The sequence below is a fragment of the Streptomyces sp. R-07 genome, assembly GCF_049913175.1.
Classification (GTDB): domain Bacteria; phylum Actinomycetota; class Actinomycetes; order Streptomycetales; family Streptomycetaceae; genus Streptomyces.
The window spans coordinates 1,782,618-1,802,744 of sequence record NZ_CP183978.1 but is presented as its reverse complement, the minus strand read 5'-3'; the positions used below and the strand labels follow the sequence as shown (position 1 = coordinate 1,802,744).

Here is a 20,127-nt window from a genome sequence, read left to right as displayed (position 1 = left end):
CTACGAGGCGTCCGTCAGGGCCGCGAGCAGCCGCTGCGTCGAGGCGCGGGTGTCGGCGACGTGGGCGCGGGCCAGGGCCTCCGCGCCGTCCTCGTCGCCGTCGCGGACCGCCTCGTAGAGCCGCTCGTGCGCCCCGCACATCGGCTCGCCGTCCGACTGTGCCGAGGTGAGCCGGAAGAGGCGGCGCAGCCGGGAGTCGAGCGGGGCCATCAGGTCCACCAGGAGTGGGTTGCCGGAGAGCTCGACGATCCGGCGGTGGAAGTCGGCGTTGAGCGAGACGGCCTCACGGAGCCGCCCGGTCTCCGCCGCCTTCCTGGCCCTGGCGAGGAGCCGCTCCAGGTCCCGCAGCTGGGCGGGGCTCGCGTGCCGGGCGGCGAGCCGCGCGGCCAGGCCCTCCAGGTTCTCCCGTACGTCGAAGAGGTACTCGGCGTCCTCGGGTCCGAACCCCGCCACCACCGAGCCCCGGCGCGGCTGCACCGAGAGGAAGCCCTCCGATTCGAGCCGCTGCATCGCCTCGCGCACCGGCACCCGGGAGACCCGCAGCTCGTCGGCGATCTCCCGCTCGACGAGGCGCAGCCCCGCCGGGTAGTCGCCCTCGATGATCCGCTCGCGCAGCTCCACGTACACCTGCTCCCGCAGGGACCGGTGGGTGTCCCCGATGGCGGTGCCGCGGGCGTCGGGGCGGGGGGTGGTCATCGGGAGGGCTCCAGCCGGGGGTGAGGAGGCGGTGGTTCCCCGATCTTCGCAGACCGGTTCACGAGGGTCCCGAACTGAGGGTCCTCAAGCCATTGCCTGGTATTCGGTATACCAGTTACCTTTGCGCCGCGCCGCGGTCACCAGGGGGATCCCGGCGCGCCCCCTGCGACCCGTACCTGCTTCTCGCGAAGGAGACACCATGAGCGAGGCCCCCGCCCCGCCCTGGCCCACCGCCCTCCTCGGGGCCGCCCTCCCCGACGGCCGCACCGCCGACGTCCACCTCCGGGACGGCCGCGTGAGCGCCGTCGAGGAGCACGCCCCGGGCCGCCCCGTCCCGCCCGGCGCGCTCCACCTCGGCGGCGCGCTCCTGCTGCCCGCCCTCGTCGACGGCCACGCCCACCTCGACAAGACCCTCCTCGGCGCCCCCTGGCGCCCGCACCGGGCCACCGTCACCCTGCACGAGCAGATCGCCGCCGAGCGCGACTCCCGGCGCACCGAGGAGGTGCCCGTCGCCGAACGGGCCGCCGCCCTCGCCCGCCGGATGGTCTCCCTCGGCACCGGACACGTCCGCTCCCACGTCGACGTCGACCCGGACACCGGCCTCGACCACCTGCACGCCCTCCTCGGCGTCCGCGAGACCTTCCGCGACAGGCTCGGCATCCAGCTCGTCGCCTTCCCGCAGTCCGGGGTCGTCACCGCGCCCGGCGTCGCCGACCTCCTCGACGCCGCCCTCGCCGACGGCGCCGACCTCGTCGGCGGCCTCGACCCGGTGGGCTTCGACGGCGACGCCGCCGGCCAGCTCGACACCGTCTTCGGCCTCGCCGAACGCCACGGCAAGGGCATCGACCTGCACCTCCACGACGGCGGCGAGACCGGCACCGCCCAGCTGCGGGACATCGCCGCCCGCACCGCCGCCCTCGGCCTCGGCGGCAAGGTCGCCGTCAGCCACGCCTACGCCCTCGGCGGCGTCGACGACGCCGAACTCGACCGCACCGCCGCCGCCCTCGCCGCCGCCGGGGTCGCGATCATGACCAACGGCCCGAGCGGCTCCGTGCCGCCCGTCCTCCGGCTGCGCGAGCGCGGCGTCCGGGTCTTCGCCGGCTCCGACAACATCCGCGACACCTGGTGGCCCTACGGCACCGCCGACATGCTCGAACGCGCCACGATCATCGGCCTCAGGACCGGGCTCATGACCGACCCCGAACTGTCCGCCGCCGCCTCCCTCGTCACCGACGAGGCCGCCGCCGCCCTCGGCCTCGGCGACTACGGCATCGCCCACGGCGCCCGCGCCGACCTCGTCGCCGTCGCCGCCGGATCCGTCCCCGAGGCCGTCGCCGCCCACCCCCGCCGACTGCTCGTGCTGCACGCGGGACAGGTCGTCGGCCCCTTCGAGGACACCACCTACCCCACGCTCGTCCCGTCCGCCGGAGGAACCGCGTGAGCACCGACACCACCCCTTCCCGTACGGCTCCGACGGCCCCGGAGGCGGCGGGGAAGCTCGCCGCCGGCCGGATCGGCACCTTCGACCTCGTCTTCTTCGTCGTGGCCGCCGCCGCGCCGCTCACCGTCCTCGCCGGCGTCGCCCCCTTCGCGATCGGCATCGGCGGCCCCGGCGCCCCGCTCGCCTACCTCGTCTCCGGCGCCCTGCTCGCCCTCTTCGCCGCCGGGTTCACCGCGATGAGCCTGCACGTCCGCAACGCCGGGGCCTTCTACGCCTACGTCGCCCGCGGCCTCGGCCGCACCCTCGGCGTCGGCACCGCCTACGTCGCCGTCGTCTCGTACAACCTCGTCACCCCCGGAGTCGCCGCCGCCTTCGGCTACTTCGCCGCCGGATCCGTCCGCGACGCCACCGGCACCGACGTGCCGTGGTGGCTGCTCTCCGGACTCTGCGTCCTCGGCGTCGGCGTGCTCGGCTGGCTCAAGGTGACGCTCAGCGCCAAGGTCCTCGGCATCGCCCTGGTCCTGGAGGTCCTCTCCCTCGTCGTCATGGACGGCGGCATCCTCGGCGAGCGCGGCACCGCAGCCCTCGACACCGCGTCCTTCGCCCCCTCCACCCTCGCCGCCGGCGGCGTCGCGGGCATGTTCGTCCTGGTCATCGGCGCCTTCACCGGCTTCGAGGCCACCGCGATCTTCGCCGAGGAGGTGCGCGAACCGCGCAAGACCGTGCCCCGGGCCACCTTCGTCGCCATCGGCTTCCTCGCCGTCTTCTACTCCCTCGGCTGCTGGCTGATCATGGGCGCCTTCGGCACCGACGAGGCCGTGGAGCTCGCCCGCGCGGCCGACGGACCCGAACTCACCTTCCGGGCCGCCGAGCTGTACGCGGGACCCTGGCTGGCCGACGCCATGCACGGGCTCGTCATCGTCAGCGCCTTCGCCGCCACCCTCGCCTTCCACAACGCCGGCGCCCGCTACCTCTACGCCCTCGGCCGCGAGGGCCTGCTGCCCCGCCGCCTCGGCACGGTCTCCGGGAAGCACGGTTCGCCCGGCGGGGCCGTCGTCGCCCAGACCGGCTTCAACCTGGCCGTCGTCGCCGCCGGGGCGCTCCTCGCCGCCGACCCGTACGGCGAGGTCTTCCTGTGGACCAACAGCGTCGGCGTCCTCGGCATCATGGGCATGCAGGCCCTCGCCGCGCTCGCCGTCTGGGCCTACTTCCGCCGCGACCGGATGGGCCTCTCCGCCGCCCGGGTCGTCTGGGCGCCGCTCCTCTCCTGTGCCGGACTCGCGCTGCTCACCGTCCTGGCCGTGGTCCACTTCGACCTGCTCACCGGCCGCACCGGCGCCGTGAACACGGCCCTCCTGGTGCCGCTGCCCGTGGTCCTGGCGGCCGGCCTGCTCGTGGCCCTGCGCATCCGGCGCACGGACCCGGAGCGGTACGCCTCGCTCACGACCGTGGACGTCGAGCGGGACTGAGCCGGGGTACGGGTACGGGCGCAGGGCCCGTACCCGTACGCCTCAGACCAGGCGGCCGTCCCGCGCCACCACCCGGCCCGCGCGGACCACCAGGTCGCGGCGGGGCAGGTCCACCACCGCCTGCGGCAGGCACTCGCCGTCGACGAGCATGAAGTCGGCGGGGGAGCCCGGCCGCAGGTCCGCCTTCGGCAGGCCGAGCAGCTCCGCGCCCCCGTCGGCCGCGAGCCGGAAGCAGCCCTCCAGCTCCTCGTCGAGCCGCGCGTCCAGGGCCCAGGCGGCGAGCCAGGCGCGGTGCAGCATGTCCGCGTCGCCGAACGGGCTCCAGCTGTCCCGGACCCCGTCCGAACCGAGCCCCACCGTCACCCCGCGCTCCGCCAGCCGCCGGAACGGCAGGATCGTCGTCGCGGACAGGGCGACCGTGGTCAGCGAGACCCCCGCCTCCGCGAGCAGGTCCGCCGTCGCGTCCAGCTCCCCGCCCGACAGACCGGCCACCGCGAAGGCGTGCGCCACGCTCACCCGGCCCTGGAGACCGAGGGCCCGGGTGCGGGCGGCGATGTCCCGCAGCGGCGCGAGGCCCTGCTCGCCCCGGTCGTGGAGGTGGATGTCGAGCCCGAGGCCGTGCTTCTCGGCGAGCGCGAAGACCGTCCCGAGCTGGTCGCCGTCGTCGCCCTCATGGCCGCCGCCCGCGTCGAAGCCGGCCGGGTCGATGCCGCCGATGTGGGTGACGAGCCCGCTCGCGGCGGCCTCCGCCAGGAGCTCGGCCACCCCCGGCGTCCGGACCACCCCGTGCTGCGGGAAGGCGACCAGCTCCACGTCGACGATCCCGGCGAGCTTCCCGGCCGCCTCGGCGACCCCCTCGATCCCGGAGAGCCCGTAGGCCGGAGCCACGTCCGCGTGGGCGCGCATGGCGCGGGTGCCCTGGGCGGCGGCGTGCGACATCAGCCGCAGCGCCCGCTCGGCCACCGGGGTCGGCAGGGCGCGGGCCAGCTCCACGTCACCGGCGACGTACTCGGCGATGCCGTGCGCGGGCCGGCGGCTGTGCCAGGGCTCGCCCCAGGAGGTCTTGTCGGGGTGGATGTGCGCGTCGACCAGGGTCGGCAGTGCGAGGCGCCCGCCCCCGTCGACCCGCTCGACCTGGGCGCCCGGGGGGACCTCCGCGGCGAGTCGGCCGTCCACGGAGATGAGGTCACGGGCCTGTTCCCCGAAGGGGCGGACGTCGTGGAAGACGGTGGCGGTGGGGGGCGGCGGGGTCACTGGGCGCTCCTCGGGGGCGGGTCAGCTGATGGCCCATTTGGTATACCATGAGCTTTGTGGGGCGTACCCGTGGTGCGGGTTCAGGCGCGGGAGCCTCTGGCGCCGGCAAGGGCGCCGTCCGTCGTGCCCACCCTCCCCCAAGCTCTCGGCTCCGCTCGAGCAGGGGGGACCCCCATCGCCCCGGCGGAACGTATGCCCACAGCGGGGGTGGCGGCGGGGCGACCGCCCACAACGTTCACCACGCCAGGTCCTCCAACGCGTCCAGGTCCGGTACGGCCATCGCCGCCGGTTCCCCGCCGTCCGCGCCCACCCGCAGCTCCGCCCAGATCGTCTTGCCGCGCCGGGCGTACCGCGTGCCCCAGCGCTCCGCGTACTGGGCGACCAGATAGAGCCCGCGCCCGCCCTCGTCCGTCGTCGCCGCGTGCCGCAGGTGCGGCGAGGTGCTGCTGCCGTCCGAGACCTCGCAGATCAGCGTCCGGTCGTGGAGGAGCCGTACGCGCACCGGGTCCGCCCCGTACCGCACCGCGTTCGTGATCAGTTCGCTCAGGATCAGCTCCGCCGTGAACGCGAGCCCGTCCAGCCCCCACTCCGACAGCTTCGCCGCCGCCGCGTTCCGTACCGGCGAGACCGCCGACGGGTCCCGCGGCACCTCCCACTCGGCGATCCGCTCCCGGTCCAGCAGCCGGGTCCGCGCCACCAGCAGCGCGATGTCGTCGCGCGGCGTCGGCGACAGGAGCGTCGCGAGCACGTCCGCGCACGTCTGCTCCGGGTTCCGGTCCGGCCGGGCGAGCGTCGACCCCAGCAGCCCGAGGCCCGTGTCCAGGTCCCGCCCGCGGTCCTCCAGGAGACCGTCGGTGAAGAGGACCAGCTTGCTCCCCTCCGGCAGCCGCAGCTCCGTCGACTCGAACGGCACGTCGCCCAGACCGAGACCCAGCGGCAGCCCCGGGGACAGCTCGGGGAACTCGACCCGCCCGTCGGAAGCCACGAGCGCCGGACCGGGATGCCCCGCACTCGCCACCGTGCAGATCCCGGACGCCGGGTCGTAGATGGCGTACAGGCAGGTCGCGCCGGTGATGCCCTCGTCCCGCCGCCGCGCCTCGCCGTCCGGCCCCTCCGACTCCCGGTCGTCGATCCGGCCGGTCAGCTCGTCGAGATGCCCGAGCAGCTCGTCCGGCGGCACGTCCAGGGTCGAGAAGTTGTGCACCGCCGTCCGCAGCCGCCCCATGGTCGCCGCCGCGTGCAGCCCGTGCCCCACCACGTCCCCCACCACGAGCGCCACCCGCGCCCCGGGCAGCGGGATCACGTCGAACCAGTCGCCGCCGACCCCGGCCTTCGCCGGCAGATAGCGGTACGCCACCTCCACCGCGCTCTGCTCGGGCAGCACCCGCGGCAGCAGGCTCCGCTGGAGCGTCACCGCCATCGCGTGCTCCCGGGTGAACCGGCGCGCGTTGTCGATCGCGACCGCCGCCCGCGCCGCCAGCTCCTCCGCGAACGACAGGTCCTCCTCCCCGAACGGCTCCGGGGTGTCCGCGCGCCAGAAGTTCGCCATCCCGAGGACCACCCCGCGCGCGAGCAGCGGCACCGTGAGCAGCGAGTGCATCCCGTACGCCAGGGCCTGCGCCGCCCCCTCCGGATCCTGCTCCCGCCAGCCCTCCGCCGCGGCCAGTTCCGGCTCCACCACCGCGTGCCCCGCGCGCAGGGCCGTCGCCATCGGGGTGCTGGACACGTCGAAGCGGACGGTGTCACCGACCGGCTGCAGCGGCTGGTCCGGCCGCAGCCCGCTCAGCGCCGTCCGCCGCATCTCCGTGGCCGCCGCAGCGGCCACCGGAGGCTCCTCCCCCCGCAGCACCGGTTCGAGCAGTTCCACCGTCGCGAAGTCCGCGAACCGGGGCACCGCCACCTCCGCCAGCTCCTCCGCCGTCCGCACGACCTCCAGCGTCGTCCCGATCCGCACCCCCGCCTCGTACAGCAGCTGCAGACGGCCGCGCGCCACCGCCGCCCGGCCGGTCACGGCCGCCAGCTCGGTGGTGTCCCGCATCGTCATCACGCACCCCGACTCCGAGCCGTGCGCCAGAGTGGGCCGCACGCTCACCGCGAGCAGCCGGTCGCCCGCCCGGTGCACCTCGTCCGTCGCCGCCCGCCCCGACTCCAGGAGCTCGACCGTCCGTGGATCGAGGCCGAGCTCCGAGACGTGCCGCCGCTCCGCCTCCGCCGAGAGACCGAGCAGCCGGCGCGCCTCGTCGTTCGCGAGCAGCAGCCGGTGGTCGGCGCCCACGATCAGGACCCCTTCCCGCACCGCGTGCAGCACCGCCTCGTGGTGCTCCTTCATCCGGGTCATCTCCGCGGGCCCGAGACCGTGCGTCTGCCGCCGCAGCCGCCGGCTCACGAGCGCCGCCCCGCCGACGGCCGCCGCCAGGGCGCCGCCCGCCGCGCCGACGAGCAGTGGCAGCCGGTCCTGCACCGAGTGCGCGATGCTCTCCACCTCGATGCCGCTGCTGACCAGGCCGACGATCTTGCCCTTGTCGCCCACCACCGGGACGACGGCCCGCACGGCGTCGTTGGGCGCGCCATGGAACAGTTCCGTGTACGACTCGCCGTCCACCGCCGCCCGCGAGAGGTCCCCGGTCGCCTTCTGGCCGATCAGCTGCGGCTGCGAGTCGGTGTACCGCACCCCGGACGGGCTCAGGACCGCGATGAAGTCCACGCCCGTGGCCCGCCGGGTCGCCTCCGCCCGGTTCTGGAGCTCCGCCGTCGGATCCGGCGAGATCAGCGCCGCGTCGATGCCGGGCGCGTGGGCGAAGGCCTCCGCGACGGCGAGCGAGCGGATCCGGGCGTCCCGCTCGGTGTCCCGCCGCTCCTGGTGGAACGTCACGAACGCCGCCGCCGCGATCACCAGGAGCGCGATCAGCGCCTCCAGGGCGAACACCTGCCCGGCGACGCTCCGCAGCCCCGTGCCGCGGCCCTTGCCCCGCTTGCCGTCCTGCGCCTTCCCTTGCGCCTCGGCATGCTTCCGGCCCGTCATCCCGTGCTCCTGGCGATCAGGAGCGCCACGTCGTCCGGCGCGCCCGGCCGTCGCAGCGCCCGCAGGAGCCGGTCACACGTCTCCTCCAGCGGCCCACGGTCCTCGTCGAGGAGGCGTACGAGCAGGGCGAGCCGCTCGTCGATCGCCTCGTGGCGGGTCTCGATCAGGCCGTCCGTGTAGAGCACCAGCAGGTCCCCGGGCCGGAACGGCACCCGGGCCGTCCGGAAGACCCCGCCGCCGACCCCGAGCGGCACCCCCGTGGAGAGCCGCACCAGCTCCGCCGGACCGTCCGCCGGGACCCGGACGGGCGGCAGATGGCCCGCGTTCGCGATCCGGCACCGCTGCCGCATCGGGTCGTGCACGGCGAAGAGACAGGTCGCGATGTAGTGCTCCAGGCCCGCCGTGATCCGGTCCAGATGCCGCAGGACCTGGGCCGGGGACAGGTCGAGGTCCGCGAACGCGCAGGTCGCGGTCCGCAGTCGGCCCATCGTCGCCGCCGCGTCGATCCCGCTGCCCATCACGTCCCCGACGACGAGCGCCGTCTTGTCGTCGGGCAGCGCGATCACGTCGTACCAGTCGCCGCCGACCTCGCTCGACGCGTGCGCCGGCTGGTAGCGGGCGGCGACCTCCAGGCCCGCCCGCTCCGGGGGAGCCCCGGGCAGCAGACTGCGCTGGAGCGTCACCGCCGAGTTCCGCACGCTCTGGTACCAGCGCGCGTTGTCGATGCTGACGGCCGCGCGGGCCGCCAGCTCCGTGGCGAGCAGGACGTCGTCCCCGTCGAACGGCAGCGTGTTGCGGTCCCGCTTGAGGTCGAGCGCCCCCAGCACCTCGCCGCGCGCGATCAGCGGCACCGCCAGGTACGAGTGGACCCCGGCGCGCGCGAGCAGCTCGGCGGCCTCGGGGTTCCGCGCGATCCGCGCCAGGTCGCCGGGGCCCACGTGCTCCACCAGGACCGGCAGACCCGTGTGCACGCACCGGGTGACGAGCCGGTCCGCGCCGTACATCGCGACCTCCCCGGGCGGGTCCGCCGCCGGGAGCGCCTCCGTGCGGCCCTCGGCCTTCACCGCGAGCGCGCGGAACAGCTCGGGCCCCTCCTCGGGCGCGCCGGGCCTGCGCAGCGCGAGGACGGAGTCGAGGACGTCGACGGCGGCGATGTCCGCGAGCTCCGGCACCACGACCGAGGCCAGCTCGTCGGCCGTCCGCTCCACCTCCAGGGTGGTGCCCACCCGGGCCGAGGCGTCCGCGATGAGCGCGAGCCGCCGCCGGGACCGGTCGGCGTCCGCGTCCGCCCGGTGCCGCGCGGTCACGTCGATCACCGAGGCGGCGACGCCCTGGACGCGGCCGTCGGACCCTTCCAGGCGGTAGAAGGAGAGGGACCAGGTGTGCTCCTGCTCCGCGTCCGCCGGGGTCCGGCCCGCCACGGAGTGGTCGAGCACGGGCGTCCCCGTGGCCAGCACCGTCCGCAGCGCCGCCTCCAGGGCCTCGGCGTCGACCTGCGGAAGCATCTCGCCGATCCGCCGGCCGAGGTGCTCCGCGGCCGGGAGGCCGTTGATCCGTTCCAGGGCCGGGTTCACCAGGACGTAGCGCAGCTCGGTGTCGAGGACGGCGAGGCCGATCGGCGACTGGGAGACGAGCCGGTCGGAGAGCGCGAGCTCGGTCTCGATCCGCTCGACCGCTGCGCCGTCCGCGGCGATCCCCAGCGCGTACAGGTCGCCCAGGTCGTCGGTGAGCCGCATGTTGCGGAACTCCACCCGCCGGACGGAGCCGTCCTTGTGCCGTACGGGGAAGGTGCCCGCCCAGGACGACGTGCCGCCGTGCAGCACCTCGCCGAAGAGGCGCATCGCCTCCTCCCGGTGATCCTCGCCGACGATCAGCCGGGCCACGTACCGGCCGAGGGCCTCGTCGGCGCGGAACCCGAAGAGGTTCTCCGCCTGCGGGCTCCACAGCACGATCCGGCCGCGGGCGTCGACGACGACGGCCGCGACCCCGAGCACGTCGAGGAGCCCCTTGCCGTCCAGCGGCACCCCGACCCGCCCCGTCGTACCAGGGAAGGAACCGGCCGTCACGCTGCCCTCCTCCCACTGCGCCCGCGCGCCTCCCTCCATGCTCCCCGCCCCCAGGCCCCGCCGCACCGCGAGACCCGCCGTCGCGAGCGGTGGCTCCGCTCAGTCGGGCGGTGGCCCGCACGGGAGGGTGGGTGCGGGCGCTCGGCGTGGGCCCCGCGTCGCGAGGCCCAGGGCCCAGACCGTCCCCGCCACCGCGAGCAGCGGCAGCAGCACCCGCACGTCGCCCAGCGCGACCAGGCCCGCGCCGAGCGCGATGGCCAGGGCGTTCGGGGCCATGACCAGGGTGTGCGCGGTCGCCGCCACCCGGCCGACCGCCTCCGCCGGGGCCTCCCGCTGGACCGCCGTCATCACCGCGACCAGGACCCACGGCAGCCCCAGGCCGATCACCGCGCTCGCCGCCAGGGCCGTCGCCTCGTACGGCAGCGCTCCCCGCACCCCCACCGCCACCGCGAACAGCGCGAGACCGGCGGCGGCGAGCTTCCGCTCCTGGACCCGGCGGAGCAGCGGGCCCGTGACCAGGCCCGCGAGGACCGAGCCCACGCCCTGGACCGCGTACAGCACGCCGGCGTACGCGGGCGCGTGCCCGAGCCCCCGGTCCACCACGGCGTAGATCGCGGCCCCGTTCACCCCGGCGAGCAGCATCGTGAACGCACCCGTCGCCACCAGCGGCCGCAGCACCCGCGAGGCCCGCAGCAGCCGCACGCCCTCGGCCGTCTCGCGCCACCAGTTCCGGGACTCCGGCCGGGCGGGCCGCGCCTCCCGGACCGGCATCAGCGCGAACACGCCGGCCGCGACCGCGAAGCTCGCCGCGTCCAGGAGGGCGACGGGTCCGCCCCCGTACCGGGCGAAGAGCCCCGCCGCGACCAGCGGGGCGATCAGCTTCATGGACTCGTTCGCCGTCATCCGCAGCCCGTTGAACGCGCCGCGCCGCCCCTCGTCGAGCACGGTCGCCACCAGCGCCTGCTCCGCCGCCTCGTGGACGGCGCCCTGCGCTCCGTACAGCACGAGGACCGCGAAGAGCAGCCACACCCGGTCCGCCGACTCCACCCACAGGAGGAGCGGCAGCAGACCCGCCATCGCCAGGTTCAGGACGACCAGGAGCGGCCTGCGCCGCACCCGGTCGGCGAGCGTGCCGAGCAGCGGCCCGAGGAGCACGGGCGCCCAGAGGGCGAAGGCGGCCAGGGCCGCCAGACTGTCGGAGCCCGTGAGGGACTTGACCCAGATCCCGGAGACCAGCCACATCGCCGTCGTCCCGAATCCGGACACGACGACACCTGTCAGATACCAGCGCATGGCCGCAGGCTGCCGTCTGAGGCGGGTCGCGCGGATCGGGAAGATGCCCTAATCAGACCCCCGAGACGGCGATCAGCGCCGCACGGGCCGCGGCGCACAGCTCGTCGTCCTCCGGTACGGACCGCCAGCTGCCGTGCTCCACCGGCCGCTCGTCCGCGTCGAGGAACGCGCGGAGCACGGGCACGGCGGACGCGGCCGCCGGGCCGATCGCGCCGAGCAGCCGGACCGTCTCGGTGACCGCCCGGGTGACGCCTCCGCGCGCGTACGGCTCGATCGCCGCCACCAGCGCCGGCACCACCTCCCCGGCCCGGCCGGTGATCCGCCACAGCGCCTCACCGGCGCGCAGCGGCAGCCAGCCCGTGCCGTCCCGGTGGAGCAGCTCCCGCAGCCGGTCCGCGTACGGGGCGCCCGCCGGGCCGAGCTCGCCCAGCAGGACCAGGGCCTGGTCCCTTCCGTACGGCTCCGCGAGCCCCGGGAGCAGCAGCCTGCGGGCCGGCTCCCGGTCACCCGTCAGCCGTCCGTACGCGACGGCCAGCATGGCCGGCGCGAACGGCTGGCCCGGGGGCCGGACGCGCAGCAGGGCCCGCAGCCGTGCCCGGTCCACGGCCGCCGCGGCCTCCGGGCCGATCGCCGCGAGCGCGTCCAGCGCCCAGACGGCGCCGTCGGTCTCCAGCAGTCCGATCAGCTGGGGAATCGCCGGCCCGGCGGCCGGGCCCCAGTCCGTCAGGACCTGGCAGAGGGCGCGCCGGGCGTCGAGGCAGTCGGCGGCGGCGAGGGCGGCCCGCAGCGGCGGCAGCAGTACCTCGGCGTGGGTGGCGAGGGGGGCGAGCGTCTCGTGGAGGCTCAGTTCGTGCGTCCACCAGCCCTGGGAGTGGACCGAGTACGTGGCGAAGCCGAGCCGCTCCCCGGCGAGGCGGCGGGCCAGCGGCTCCGCGCAGCGCGGGTCCCCGGTCCGGGAGAGCGCCCACAGGGCGTGGTCCTGCGCGGGTAGATAGGGCTCGCCCTCGTCCGTGACCATCGCGGCGAGCCGGTCCGCCCACGGCCGGGCGGCGGTCCCGCACATGCCGAGGACCCGGGCGGCGAAGAGCCGGTTCTCGGGTTCCGGGTCGCCGAGAAGGGCCGCCACCGCCGGAAGCAGGGCCGGTACGGCCGTGCGCCACCGGCTCAGCTCCCCGGCGGCCGCCTCCAGGGCGCCGCGCCGGGTCGTCACGTCCGCGTGTCCGAGAAGCTTCACCAGCAGGCCGGTGACGGTGCTGGCGTCGGCGCCGAGGAGCCGGATCGCCTGCGTGACCGACCGGCCGCCGAGGTCGCCGCCGGCCAGCACGTCGGCGACCACGCGCGCGTACCGTGGGTCGGCCGTGCCGGGCAGGGCGGCGCGCAGCGCCTCCACGGCCCGGAGCCGTACGCCGGGTTCGACCCCCGGCTCGGTCAGTTCCCGCAGCCGTCCGACGGTCTGCTCGCGCTCCCGGTCGGTGTGCGGAGCGAGGTCGCCCACGGCCTCCACGATCCGGTGCCGGACGGCGGGGTCGGTCTCCGTCTCCCAGCGGGCCCACAGCCGGGCAAGCACCTCGGCGGCCCGCGGCCGGGCCTCGCCGAGCACCTCGGTGACGGCGCGTCGTACTTCGGCGGACGGGTCGTGGAGAAGGGGGAGGAGAACCGTGACGGCCGAGTCCCAGGCCTCCGCCCAGCCGCGGGCGACCCAGCGGGGTTCGACGGTGTTCCCCGAGCAGGCGAGGCAGGCGACGAGGTCCAGGAGGTCCGCCCGGACCGTCACGGCCGGATCGGCGGCGGCCCGGACGAGGAACGGAAGGGCCGCCACGGCGGAGGAGGCCACGCAGCCGCCCGAGTGGTGGATGCTCGAGAGGAGTTCGTCGGCGGCCTCCGCCGCCTCGTCCGGCCGGTACAGGGCCCGGAGACGGCCGGGGACGTCCGTGGCCGCCCCGTACGCGTGCTCCAGAGCGCCCCAGGCGATGTCGTCGACGCCGTCCGGCTCAGGCATGCGCGACCGCCCGCTTCTCGTACCGCAGCGCCGCCCCCGTCGCCACCGCGCCGAGCCCCTCCCACAGGCCGACGCCGATGAAGCCGGCCGGGGCGCGGCCGGTGGCGACCGCGAGGGTGAAGACGGCGCAGGTGAGGAGACGGAAGGGGACCGTCCAGCGGAAGAAGGGCTTCCAGTCGGCCAGGGCGGCCAGGACGTAGTAGACGCCCATGTTGAGCGCGGCCATCGAGGAGGCCGTCAGGAAGACCAGGGTGTGGTCTCCGTCCGCGCGCCCGCCCTCGGGTACCGGCTCGAAGCCCATGACGGTGAGCAGGGCGTCCGGGGCGACCAGGCCCACCACACCCAGAGCGGCGGCTAGCACGCCGAAGACCGCCATGGTCCAGCCGGACAGGGAACGGGGCAGACGCACGGCGGTCCTCCGTGGAACGAGAGCAGGGGCACACCCCGCGATCCGAGTACGCATTCGAATCGTGGGGTGTGCCCCTGCATATCGTGCGGCGGGGGCCGACTGCCAGTCGGCCCCCGCCTCATGTCACTTCAGCGCCGCTTCCATCATCTTCTGCGCCACCGGGGCCGCGAGGCCGTTGCCGCTGACCTCGGAGCGGGCCGCGCCCGAGTCCTCGATCATGACCGCGACGGCGACCTGCTTCCCGGTCGAGGAGTCCTTGGCGTAGGAGGTGAACCAGGCGTACGGCGTCTTGCTGTTGTTCTCGCCGTGCTGCGCCGTGCCGGTCTTGCCGCCGACCTCGGCGCCGTCCACGGCCGCGTTGGTGCCGGTGCCCTTCTCCACCACGGTCACCATCGCGCTCCGCAGCTGCTCGGCCGTCGAGGAGGACACGATCCGCTCGCTGTCCCCGTCCTCGAACGAGGTCAGCGGGTCGCCGTCGGAGTCGACGACCTCCGAGACCATGTGCGGGGCGGCCAGCAGACCGTCGTCGGCGATCGCCGCCGACACCATGGCCATCTGCAGCGGGGTGGCCGTCACGTCGAACTGGCCGATGCCGGTGAGCGCCGTCTGCGCCTTGTCCATGCCGGAGGGGTACACGCTCGCGTAGGCGCGGACCGGGACGTCCAGCTCGGCGTCGTTGAAGCCGAACTTCTCCGCCATCGCCTTCACCTTGTCCTGCCCCAGGTCGGCGGCCATCTTGGCGAAGACGTTGTTGCAGGAGTACTGGAGCGCGGTGCGGATCGTGGCGTTCTCGCAGGGCGCGGAGGCGTTCTCGTTCTTCAGCACGGTCCGGGTGCCCGGCAGGGTGTACGGGTCGGGGCTCTTCGTCGCCGTGTCCACGGAGCCGTACAGGCCGTCCTCCAGGGCGGCGGCCGCGACGACCAGCTTGAAGGTGGACCCGGGCGGGAGCGGCTGCCGGAGCGCGCGGTTCACCAGCGGCTTGTCCTCGTCGGTGGTCAGCTCCTTCCAGACGCCGCCGTCGTTCGTCCCGGAGATCTTCGACGGGTCGTAGGACGGGGTGGAGACCATGGCGAGGATCCGCCCGGTCGCCGGGTCGACGGCGACGGCGGCGCCCTTCTTGCTCCCCAGCGCCCGGTAGGCGGCCTTCTGCACGTCCGGGTCGATCGTGGTCACGACCGTGCCCGGCTGCTGCTGCTTGCGGGTGACGGCGTCCACCGGGTTCTTCAGCCGGTCGTCGGTGCCGTCGAGGACATGGGAGTAGATGCCCTCCAGCTGGGTGGCGCCGTACGCCTGAGAGCTGTAGCCGGTGACCGCCGCGTACAGCTCGCCGTCCGTGTAGGTGCGCTTGTACGCGAGATCCGATCCCTCCGTCCTCTTCGAGCCGGTGACCGGGGAACCGGCCACGACGATGTTCCCGAGCGGCTGCGCGTACTGCGCGATGGTCTTCCGCCGGTTCTTCGAGTCGTCCGCGAGCGCCTTGCCTTCGTACGCCTGGACCCAGGTGGCCCGCCCGAGGAGGGCGAGCACCAGGACCAGGACGAAGACCGACGTGTGCCTGATCGTCTTGTTCATCGCACTGAGGGGGACGAACGGACCGGTGGGGGACGTTCCGGATGTGTCCCGTTTCTCAGCGAACCGTCATGTCAGGGCGCCGTGTGATCATCATCAGGAGGGGGCCCTGGGGAGGGGCCGGAGACGTACGGGGCGAGGAGTCGGCGTGACCGCGGGTGGAGAGAAGGACGGTTCGTCCGTGCCGGACGAGGTGTGGGCGGAGTTCCTGAGGACCTCCGCCGAGGGCGGGGCCGACGCGCCGAAGGAGCCGTCCGCGCGGGCCCGCGAGGTCGCGGGAGGGCTCCGGGACCGGCCCGCGGAGCCGACGGCCTGGCGCGCGCACACGCCCGCGCGGCCCCGGCGGGGGAAGGGCTGGTACGTGGCGGGGCTCGTGGCCTCGCTGGTCCTGCTGGTCGTGGCCGTGGACCCGGGCGGCTTCATCGGCTGGTCCGGCGGTGACGCGGACGGGACGCCCCTCGCGCAGGAGTCGGCGAGGCCCGAGCAGGCGCCTCCCGCAGAGCCGGGCGGGCGGGCCACCCTCGACGAGCCCTTCCGGGGCTCCCCGGCGGCGCGCTGGGCGGACGGCACGGCCGGCATCACCGTGCCCGCCGCGAGGGCGACCGGCTGGATGAGCAGGGCCGAGGTGGAGCGGGCGCTCGCGCGGACCCGCGACTTCCTCGCCACCTCCAACCTGGACCCGGCGGTCCGGCGCGGCGCCCGCCCGGAGAGGGCGATCGCCCTGATGAACCCGCACCAGAAGGACGTCAGGACCTTCGTGACGACCTCGCTGCGCACCCCGGACGCGGACCACGACCCGCTGCTCCTCTTCAGCCGCTTCGACCCCGCGCAGGCGCGCCCGGCCGGGGACGTGGTGAAGACCCGCGGCCGCCTCTCCTACCGCGAGGGGCGGCTCGGCGCCCTGGAGGTGACCGCCGACGTCACGTACGTCTACCCGGTCGCGCCGGCCGGCGGCGGCGACGAGGTCGTGCGGGTGATCGTGCGGCGGGAGACCGTGGTGAGCTGGGACGATCCGGCGAAGGTCATCACCGAGAAGGGGACCTTCAGCCTCCTGTCGTACAAGACCGACATGACGAACGGCGGCTGCGACAACACGACCGGATCCTTCCGGCCGGAGTTCGGCGTGGGAGGCGCGGACGCCGCCCCGAGCGGCGGGACGGTCGACCCGTACGACCGCACGGCCCCGATCACCGAGGGCCAAGGCGGCTGCGCGACCGCGACGCGCTCCTGAGCCGAGCGTCGCCCGGACCGCGCGTCCGCGGCTCCCCGGCCCCGCCCGTGCCTCGGGCGCCCGGGGGCTCGGCCGTCGTGGGTGGGGACAGGCGGCTCAGCCCGTCCGTACGAAGCCCGACTCGTACGCCAGGATCACCGCCTGGGTGCGGTCGCGGGCGCCCAGTTTCGCCAGGACCGCCGCCACATGCGTCTTCACCGTGGCGGGGCCGACGCCCATCCGGTCGGCGATCTCGGCGTTCGTGAGGCCCGTCGCCACCAGGCGCAGCACCTCCGCCTCCCGCTCGGTGAGCCGCCCCGCCCAGGGCGGCGCCACCGGCGGCCGGCGGCGGGCGTGCTCGGCGGCCAGGCCGCGTACCGCCGCCGGGTAGAGCAGCGAGTCGCTCCGGGCGACCAGGCGGACCGCGCTCACCAGCTCCTCCGCCGCCGCCCGCTTCAGCAGGAAGCCCGCCGCGCCCACCCGCAGTGCGTCGTACACGTACGAGTCGTTCTCGAAGGTCGTCACCACCACGATCCGCGGCGGCTCCGCCATCCCGGCGAGGATCTGCTCGGTCGCCCGGATCCCGTCGATCTCCGGCATCCGCACGTCCATGAGGACGACGTCCGGCCGCTCCGCCCGCACCACCGACACCGCCTCGGCGCCGGTGGACGCCTCGCCGACGACCTCCAGGCCGTCCTCCGCGTCCAGGATGACCCGCAGGGCCGTACGGACCATCCGCTCGTCGTCGGCGAGGACGACCCTGATCGGGGCGCTCACCGGGGGATCCTGACCGCGAGGCGCCAGACGCCGTCCGCCGGGCCCGCCCCGGCGGTGCCGCCGAGCAGCCGGGCGCGCTCGGCGATCCCGCGCAGGCCGCGCCCGCCGTCGGGCCGGGTGACCGCGGGACGGTCGGGCAGGGGGTTCTCCATGGTGATCTCCAACTCCTCGGTACGGGCGTCGAGCCGTACGGTCACGGGCGCGCCGCCCGCGTGCCGGGCCGCGTTCGTCAGCCCTTCCTGGACGATCCGGTACGCCTCCCGGGACAGCGCCTCCGGTACGGAGCCCAGCGCCCCATCGACCGTCAGCGCCACACGCGGCCCGGCGCCCCGCACAAGGGCGTCCAGGGCGTCGAGCCCCGGCCCGGGGCCCTGCTCCGGTCTTCCGTCGTTCCTCAGCAGGCCGAGGACCCAGTCCAGTTCGCCGACCGTGCGCCGGGTGGTCTCCTCGATCGCGGTCAGCGCCTCCCGTACGAACTCCAGGTCGGCCGCGCCGCCGTCCAGGACCCGGCGGGCCGCGCCCGCCTGGAGGGTGACCGCGCTCAGGGCGTGGCCGACCGAGTCGTGCAGTTCGCGGGCGAGGCGGTTGCGGGACTCGGCCTCGGCGGCGCGCCGTTCGGCCGCCGCGAGCCGGTCCGCCGGGCTCGGCCCGAGGAGCCGGGGCGCCTGCCGGGCGAGCAGCGCCCCGGTGGCGGCGGCGACGGCGGCGAGCGCGAGCAGCATCAGGAGGCCCGCGGGCAGCGCCGCCCACAGCCACCCGTTCCGGTCGAGTCCCCAGAACTCGCCGAGCTCGGAGGCCCGCAGCCCCGGCGAGAACGGCAGCGCGAGGACCGCGACCGCGAACGGCGGCAGGGCGAGCGTCGCCCCGCTGATCAGTGCCCCGGCGCCCAGGTGCAGGGTGAACCAGGCGGCCGTCCGGCCCCTGGCCTCCCGGCCGCGCGCCGGGCCGTCCGCGAACCGGTCGGCGTCCACCCCGCACAGCGCCCGCGCCGCCGCCACCGACATCGGCCGGGCCAGCGGGAAGAGCGCGACGACCGCCGCGAGCGGCAGTCCCACCCCGTACGCTCCGAGTTGCACCCCGAGGCCGCCGGTGAACATGCCGCCGTCGTCGAGGAACGGCCCCATGACCAGGGTGCCGACCAGCCAGAACGGCATGAACAGCGCGCCGCCCAGGATCAGATGGAGCCAGCGCAGCCTGGCCCGCTGCCCGAAGAGAGCCCGCACCGGTCTCACGCCTCGGCGCTCCGTCGCCGCAGGAACAGTGCCACGCACGCGGCGAGGAGGAACCCGGTGATCATGTCGCCAGCGTAGGACAGCTGTACGAGCCCGGGGACGTGCTTCGACGGATCCGGGTCCGGCAGCAGCGCGACGAGCGACAGGTAGGCGCCCCAGCAGCCCACGGCACCCGAGGCCGTCCAGGCCAGGGCGAGCGTGGTGCGGACCCGGAGCCGGGCGGGCCGGCGCAGCACCAGGAAGAGGGTCAGGACGACGGCGACGACGACGAAGACGAACCGGTCGGCCTCCAGGACGTAGTCGTCGGAGTCGCGTTCGGCGATCAGCCGGGCGGACAGGCCCGTGGTCGCACCGGTGGCCCACAGCAGGTGGAGCGCGGCGGGCACGAGGGCGACGACCGCGCCGGCCACGGCGAGGGCCCGCGCCCCGGGCCCGGACGTGCGGGCGGACAGCTCGCCGAGCCGGCCCTGCCAGAGGTGGCTCCAGCGGTCCCGGGCGTACAGGGCGAAGAGGGTGCCGAGGGAGAGGCCCTGGAGGATGAACCCGCCGTAGACGACGCCGAAGACCCACTCGTCCAGGAAGGGTTCGGCGGGTGCGGCGGCCTTGTCGTCGCCGGTGACGAGGGCGACCGCGAGCTGTCCGGGGTAGCCGGTCATGATCGGGGCGAGGAGCCCGGTCGCCGCCCACATGGGGAGGGCGAGCAGCCAGGCGGGGAACCTGCGGCCCCAGGCCTGGGTGAGCAGCAGGGCCAGGACGACGACGAGGACGTCGGCGACGACCGAGACCGCGTTGACGATCACCATCATCTGCGGGTGCTCCAGGAGCACGCTCCCGGCCGGGATGCCGAGCCTGCCGCCCGCCACCCAGACGACCTTGAGCGAGATGTACGGGAGGCAGGCGAGGATCGCGAGGGCGCGCAGCGCCCGGCGGGCGGCGCTCGCGCGGTGGCCGGCGGCGGGTGCCGGGGTGAGGGGGGACGCGGTCTGTGTCATGGCTCCACGCTCCCGTGCGGGCCCCGGTCGCCACCTCCTGCTCAGCGGTGAACCGCCTCCGCCGCACGGGGGAGGAGCCCTCCTCCCCGGATCCGCCGCCACGGGAATCGGCCCGTCGCCACCACGGGAATTGACCCGTGATTCTGATGATCGATTGACCCTCCTGCGCGGGTCAATGCGCCTCTAGAGTAGTGATCATGAACGAGATCGAGACCTTCGCCCCGCTCCTCACCCGCGCCGCCACCGCCGAGACCACGGCCGACCCGAGCAGCGTGATGACCCTCCTCGCCGACTCCGACACCACCGGCGGTCAGCTCACCAGCTACCGCTCCTCGTTCGCGAAGGGCGCGGTCGGCGCCCCGGCGCACTTCCACACCAAGGCCTCGGAGATGTTCTTCGTGCTCGGCGGCTCGCTCCAGGTCCTGGTCGGCGAGGAGCTGACGGTCCTGGAGCAGGGCGACTTCCTCCTCGTCCCGCCGCACACCCCGCACGCCTTCGCGGCGGCGCCCGGCGCCGAGGCCGACGTCCTCTTCGTCTTCACGCCCGGCATGGCCCGCTTCGACTACCTGCGGCTCCTCGGCCGCGTCATGCGCGGCGAGGCCAGCTTCGAGGAGATCAAGGCCTCCTCGGAGCAGTACGACAACCACTACGTCGACAGCCCGGTCTGGCAGAAGGCCCTCGCTGACCGGGCGTGACGG

Annotated in this window: 15 protein-coding genes; 4 read left to right on the top strand and 11 right to left on the bottom strand. The window is 75.2% G+C overall.

The genetic code is table 11. The annotated features are described in order from the left end of the window. Positions 1 to 696: a GntR family transcriptional regulator gene (locus tag ACN9M0_RS08065; RefSeq protein ID WP_366037268.1), complete on the bottom strand. Its 696-nt coding sequence runs from the start codon at positions 694 to 696 to the stop codon at positions 1 to 3. A gap of 199 nt (positions 697 to 895) precedes the next feature. Between ACN9M0_RS08065 and ACN9M0_RS08060 the strand changes: the two genes are divergently transcribed. Further along, the gene (locus ACN9M0_RS08060; protein WP_426403357.1) at positions 896 to 2,137 is read left to right on the top strand and encodes an amidohydrolase; all 1,242 of its coding nucleotides are present in this window, start codon (positions 896 to 898) and stop codon (positions 2,135 to 2,137) included. Beyond that, positions 2,134 to 3,606 (top strand): APC family permease, encoded by a 1,473-nt coding sequence (locus ACN9M0_RS08055; RefSeq protein ID WP_426403356.1) that lies wholly within the window; start codon positions 2,134 to 2,136, stop codon positions 3,604 to 3,606. The genes ACN9M0_RS08060 and ACN9M0_RS08055 overlap by 4 nt, the downstream gene beginning before the upstream one ends. Before the next feature lie 42 nt (positions 3,607 to 3,648). Here ACN9M0_RS08055 and ACN9M0_RS08050 read toward each other — a convergent pair whose 3' ends face one another. The 7 genes from ACN9M0_RS08050 to ACN9M0_RS08020 form a co-directional block, all read right to left on the bottom strand. Further along, positions 3,649 to 4,860, bottom strand: a complete 1,212-nt coding sequence (locus tag ACN9M0_RS08050) for an amidohydrolase (RefSeq protein ID WP_366037272.1) — start codon at positions 4,858 to 4,860, stop codon at positions 3,649 to 3,651. A gap of 235 nt (positions 4,861 to 5,095) precedes the next feature. After that, the gene (locus ACN9M0_RS08045) at positions 5,096 to 7,882 is read right to left on the bottom strand and encodes a SpoIIE family protein phosphatase (RefSeq protein ID WP_366037273.1); all 2,787 of its coding nucleotides are present in this window, start codon (positions 7,880 to 7,882) and stop codon (positions 5,096 to 5,098) included. Next, a complete protein-coding gene (locus ACN9M0_RS08040) occupies positions 7,879 to 9,948 on the bottom strand; it encodes a SpoIIE family protein phosphatase (protein ID WP_366037274.1) in 2,070 nt (689 codons plus the stop codon). The genes ACN9M0_RS08045 and ACN9M0_RS08040 overlap by 4 nt, the downstream gene beginning before the upstream one ends. 99 nt (positions 9,949 to 10,047) lie before the next feature. Further along, a complete protein-coding gene (locus tag ACN9M0_RS08035) occupies positions 10,048 to 11,241 on the bottom strand; it encodes an MFS transporter (RefSeq protein ID WP_426403355.1) in 1,194 nt (397 codons plus the stop codon). A gap of 52 nt (positions 11,242 to 11,293) precedes the next feature. Beyond that, complete coding sequence (locus ACN9M0_RS08030) at positions 11,294 to 13,240, bottom strand: HEAT repeat domain-containing protein (RefSeq protein WP_426403354.1); 1,947 nt, start codon at positions 13,238 to 13,240, stop codon at positions 11,294 to 11,296. Continuing rightward, entirely contained in the window at positions 13,233 to 13,616 is a 384-nt protein-coding gene (locus ACN9M0_RS08025) for a hypothetical protein (protein ID WP_426405289.1), read from the bottom strand. Before ACN9M0_RS08025 ends, ACN9M0_RS08030 begins: the two co-directional genes overlap by 8 nt. A gap of 156 nt (positions 13,617 to 13,772) precedes the next feature. Then, positions 13,773 to 15,221 carry a peptidoglycan D,D-transpeptidase FtsI family protein gene (locus ACN9M0_RS08020; protein ID WP_366042815.1) on the bottom strand — a complete coding sequence of 483 codons (1,449 nt, stop codon included), beginning with the start codon at positions 15,219 to 15,221 and terminating at the stop codon, positions 13,773 to 13,775. 145 nt (positions 15,222 to 15,366) lie between these two features. On the opposite strand from ACN9M0_RS08020, the gene ACN9M0_RS08015 reads away from it, so the two are divergent. Then, complete coding sequence (locus ACN9M0_RS08015) at positions 15,367 to 16,449, top strand: hypothetical protein (protein ID WP_426403353.1); 1,083 nt, start codon at positions 15,367 to 15,369, stop codon at positions 16,447 to 16,449. Positions 16,450 to 16,545: 96 nt separating this feature from the next. On the opposite strand, the gene ACN9M0_RS08010 is transcribed toward ACN9M0_RS08015, so the two are convergent. From ACN9M0_RS08010 to ACN9M0_RS08000, 3 genes are read right to left on the bottom strand one after another with little or no spacing between them, the layout of a single operon-like run. Further along, positions 16,546 to 17,163 (bottom strand): response regulator, encoded by a 618-nt coding sequence (locus tag ACN9M0_RS08010; RefSeq protein WP_399696589.1) that lies wholly within the window; start codon positions 17,161 to 17,163, stop codon positions 16,546 to 16,548. A 38-nt stretch (positions 17,164 to 17,201) separates the two neighbouring features. Continuing rightward, entirely contained in the window at positions 17,202 to 18,437 is a 1,236-nt protein-coding gene (locus ACN9M0_RS08005) for a sensor histidine kinase (protein WP_426403352.1), read from the bottom strand. After that, a complete protein-coding gene (locus ACN9M0_RS08000) occupies positions 18,434 to 19,429 on the bottom strand; it encodes a hypothetical protein (RefSeq protein WP_366042811.1) in 996 nt (331 codons plus the stop codon). The genes ACN9M0_RS08005 and ACN9M0_RS08000 overlap by 4 nt, the downstream gene beginning before the upstream one ends. 197 nt (positions 19,430 to 19,626) lie before the next feature. Between ACN9M0_RS08000 and ACN9M0_RS07995 the strand changes: the two genes are divergently transcribed. Further along, positions 19,627 to 20,124 (top strand): cupin domain-containing protein, encoded by a 498-nt coding sequence (locus tag ACN9M0_RS07995; RefSeq protein WP_189802450.1) that lies wholly within the window; start codon positions 19,627 to 19,629, stop codon positions 20,122 to 20,124. The last annotated feature ends 3 nt before the right edge of the window (positions 20,125 to 20,127 follow it).

Coding starts and splice junctions, on each gene's coding strand:
- ACN9M0_RS08065 (WP_366037268.1), bottom strand. CDS start 696: ATGACCACCCCCCGCCCCGACGCCCGCGGCACCGCCATCGGGGACACC.
- ACN9M0_RS08060 (WP_426403357.1), top strand. CDS start 896: ATGAGCGAGGCCCCCGCCCCGCCCTGGCCCACCGCCCTCCTCGGGGCC.
- ACN9M0_RS08045 (WP_366037273.1), bottom strand. CDS start 7,882: ATGACGGGCCGGAAGCATGCCGAGGCGCAAGGGAAGGCGCAGGACGGC.
- ACN9M0_RS08035 (WP_426403355.1), bottom strand. CDS start 11,241: ATGCGCTGGTATCTGACAGGTGTCGTCGTGTCCGGATTCGGGACGACG.
- ACN9M0_RS08030 (WP_426403354.1), bottom strand. CDS start 13,240: ATGCCTGAGCCGGACGGCGTCGACGACATCGCCTGGGGCGCTCTGGAG.
- ACN9M0_RS08025 (WP_426405289.1), bottom strand. CDS start 13,616: ATGGCGGTCTTCGGCGTGCTAGCCGCCGCTCTGGGTGTGGTGGGCCTG.
- ACN9M0_RS08020 (WP_366042815.1), bottom strand. CDS start 15,221: ATGAACAAGACGATCAGGCACACGTCGGTCTTCGTCCTGGTCCTGGTG.
- ACN9M0_RS08010 (WP_399696589.1), bottom strand. CDS start 17,163: ATGGTCCGTACGGCCCTGCGGGTCATCCTGGACGCGGAGGACGGCCTG.
- ACN9M0_RS08000 (WP_366042811.1), bottom strand. CDS start 19,429: ATGACACAGACCGCGTCCCCCCTCACCCCGGCACCCGCCGCCGGCCAC.
- ACN9M0_RS07995 (WP_189802450.1), top strand. CDS start 19,627: ATGAACGAGATCGAGACCTTCGCCCCGCTCCTCACCCGCGCCGCCACC.